Raw genomic sequence first — 3,431 nt, 5'->3', positions numbered from 1 at the left:
ACCTTGACGCCATCGACGACCTTCCAGGGCAGCGCGATGTTGTTCGGTGTGACGACCGGCGTGTAGTCGCGGCCCGGCATGGCGGGCGACAACGGCTTGACTGAATTCGTCGCCACGGCCTTCAATTGTTGCGCCGTGTAGAGCGAATTTCTTGCCGTCGCGCGCCGATCATTCGACTTCTCCGGTGCCGCCATTGCGGGCGCCGCAGCCAAGCCCGCGCCGCCCGCAACCGCGGCCGTCGTCGTTAAAAATTTACGTCGCGTAACCATCATTGACCTCCTTGATTGACCGATTCAAAGCTTGAACCGCTGATGACCGAGCTGCGAGCCATGCCTCCGGACATCGAGCCTGAGGCCGATTCCATCGATTCCCGCAGATTGTTCATTGCCGCCGCGCCGCCCGCTGCGATCTGCTGCAAACCGCTTTTTGCAATCCAGTAATCGCGCAGCGTTTCGATATACTGGCGCGCCGCCGCGACCTGATCGCGTTGCGCTGTCAGTAACTGGAACACGCCGACCTGCATCGCGTTGTATTGCAGAAAAGTCTGATCGACGATGCGGGAGCGCAGCGGCAGCACGACGTTCTTTACGAACAACGCGCGATCGCGCGCGGAGGTCAGCGCCACGTAAGCCGTACGCGCCGCCGAACGCGTCGCGACCGCCGATGCCGCATATTCGGCCTGCGCCTGCCGCAATTGTGCGCGCGCGGCAAAGCGCCGTGCCTGACCGGTGTCGAACAGCGGAATCTGGAAGCTGAAGCTCGGCCCGCGCTCCCACGATTCTTCGCGCTCGGCCTGAAAGCCGGCTTCGAAGCTCGGGATCAGTGCTGTCGCGTTGGCATATCCCAACCCGCCAGCGGCGGCCTCGATCTGTTTTCGCCGCGCGGCAAGGCTGAGGCTCATCTCGATCGCTCGCGCTTCGAAGCCATCTGTCCCAGGTTCCCCTTCGGGAATCTCCGGCAGCCGCGGGGCGATCTTCCATTGACTCTCAGCACCCCACAGACCCATCAGTTCGGAAAGCCGTTCACGTTCGACCGCCAGATTCGTTTCAGCCGCAGCCAGGCCGAGACGCGATTCCTCGTACAGCGCGCGCTCCTGATACAAAACCAGGTCGTTGATGTTGCCCGCTTCCCGCAAGCGCCTGGCAAACCCATAAGACGCCTCCGTATTGGTCACCACCTGCTGAAACAACTCGACCATCTGCGTGGTGGCTTGAGTTCGGTAAAACTGCGAGCGAACGTCGAACGCCAACCCGAGCACGGCCGCGTTGACCCGCAGTTTCGCAGCTTCGAATTGCGCGCCGGCGAGCCGCTTGTTTAAAGGCAAGTAGAGCAGGCTCAAAAAATCCTGGGCGATGCCGAAATCGAGTTCGGCGCGGCCGCCGCCACCGCTCGGAAACAGGATCGCCGCATCGAACACCGGATTCCTGAGCAGCCCGGCCTGCACCAGATTCGCCTGGGAAATGCCGAGCGATTCGTAGGTCGCCTGCAGCTCGTGATTATTGATTAGTGCGATCTGTACGGCGGATTCGACATCGAGCTCTGTTTTGAGCATCTCGGCGATTTCGGCCGCAACCTCCTGATCCTCGGTCCCGCCCGAGCGCCATTGCACGCGTTTATCTATGCGTTGCGAAACTTCCGTTTGCACGTCGTCGAAGCCCGCATTCGGGGAGATGCTTGCGCAGCCAGCGAGCGCCAAAGCGAGCAATGCGGTCAGCGGCAAAGCTTTACGCCTGCTGTTCAACGAGCGCTTCCTTGGCCGACTAGTGCTTGTGTTTGCTATGGTCATGATCGCCCCCTCGTTTTCCTTCTCCTGATTTTGCACTGCCGCCGCCGAGGCTTTTCGTGTAGTTCACGACATCCCAGATCTGGTTTTGCGTGAGCACACCTTTCCACGCCGGCATTGCGCCGCGGCCGTTTTCGATCTTCCACGCGAAATCGCCGTCCGGGTGCTCGCCGGCCATCGCCGCCAGGTCGACAGGTTTGGGATCGAGCGCAGCGCCAGCGGGACCGTCGCCGCGCCCCTTGACGCCATGGCATGCAGCGCAGTTTTGTTGAAACAACGCCTCACCACGCGAGGTGGATGCCTTATCTGCTTTCATCGGATTTTTGCGCGCGGCAGCGGCTTCCGGCGCCATCCAGTGCGCGCCGTGATCCATGCCCTTCATGGTCCCGTGATCCATCGCGCCGTGGTCCATGCCTTGCATCGAAGGCTTGCTTCTAGCCGAATCACTGCTTTTGCCCGGCTTCGCCATCGAGTCGCCTGCTTTCGTTTCGTTGTGGTTCAGGGCGCCGTGTTCCGACTCTTTCATGGCGCCGTGGCCCATGGACTTGTGGTCCATGTCAGGTTTCGATTCGGCGTTGCCTTTTTCCATTGAACCGTGATCCATAGCGCCATGGTCCATTGGGGGTCTCAGATCGGCCGCCGCGATCGGTTCATAAGACGCCAAGGTTTGGGAGACGGGCGGCAGCGGGGAGGTTACGGCATCCGGATTGGCAGGGTGATTCGAAGCTAGTGGCGGCGGCGCAACATGGCTCACGCACCCGCCGAGCAACAGCGCGGGCGCCAGTAATTTCAGATTCATGACTTCCTCTCTTTGCAAACGCACGGTGAATTCCGTGCCGACGCTTACCTAAATGTGATCAGGAATGGCGGCAACAGACGCGCGCAAACGCACGTAATGCAGCGCGATGTTGCAGCCGGAACGGCGGCGCCGGAATGCTACAGAGAGAGAGGAGGGTGCTGCGTTTGTTCGGGAACGAACAGGAAGAAATGAACCGGAGTTTCGGGATTCAGAGCCGGGCGAAGGTCGGACGCTTGGATAAGCAAAGTTCCCGGCAGGGCCGGCGCCGCGCATAACTGACAGAACGCGCAGTCATCGCAATTAAGGCCTTTGTCCGACTTGCCTTGCTCATGTCCGGCATGATGGGCATGAGCCATCGACGCGGCATCGGACATCGCCCCGGTTGGATTTACCGGCTTGTGCTGGCAAAACGGCATCGCCACTGCTGCATAGCCTTGCAAGGCCAGGGCGCAGAACAAAACAAAAATGGCAAATCGTTTGATTGGGCGAACCATGAAACGATTATAGGCGGAAGGTTCTCCGCGAAGTTTTCGGAAAGAGATAGTTACTGTTTGAGACCGCTCTATTCGGGAAAGTTCTGCCGGAATGTCAGCGGTCTTGCCCAGTTCGATTAACTCTCTGTAGGTGCTACGCGATAAACATACGTTCCGTTCGCGTTCCAGTCTTCGTCAGCGTGGATTTCCGGCGTCACCACGACGCCAGCGAGGCCTGGGCTTTCAAAAAGTTAAATCGGCTGACCCAATCCCGCTTGCCGCAAAGCGGCTTCATCGGGCCCGCGCCCAGCGCAGCAGTCGGCAAGCTTGCCATCGATGACCACGGCCGGGACTGAACGGATGCCTAGAGATTTAG

Annotated in this window: 4 protein-coding genes; all 4 read right to left on the bottom strand. The window is 60.0% G+C overall.

What is annotated here, in order from left to right:
• Positions 1-269: twin-arginine translocation signal domain-containing protein (locus H0V78_02515; protein ID MBA2350685.1), on the bottom strand; the 269-nt coding region annotated here is incomplete at its 3' end.
• Complete coding sequence (locus H0V78_02510) at positions 269-1,741, bottom strand: TolC family protein (GenBank protein ID MBA2350684.1); 1,473 nt, start codon at positions 1,739-1,741, stop codon at positions 269-271. The genes H0V78_02510 and H0V78_02515, both read right to left, overlap by 1 nt.
• 19 nt (positions 1,742-1,760) lie before the next feature.
• Complete coding sequence (locus tag H0V78_02505; protein ID MBA2350683.1) at positions 1,761-2,582, bottom strand: c-type cytochrome; 822 nt, start codon at positions 2,580-2,582, stop codon at positions 1,761-1,763.
• Between the two features lie 137 nt (positions 2,583-2,719).
• Positions 2,720-3,076, bottom strand: a complete 357-nt coding sequence (locus H0V78_02500) for a hypothetical protein (GenBank protein ID MBA2350682.1) — start codon at positions 3,074-3,076, stop codon at positions 2,720-2,722.
• Positions 3,077-3,431 lie beyond the last annotated feature (355 nt).

It is taken from the genome of Burkholderiales bacterium (genome assembly GCA_013695435.1).
In the GTDB taxonomy this organism is placed as follows: Bacteria; Pseudomonadota; Gammaproteobacteria; order Burkholderiales; family JACMKV01; genus JACMKV01.
Note: the sequence above shows the minus strand (reverse complement) of the source record. Positions and strands in the feature narration are given on the sequence as shown.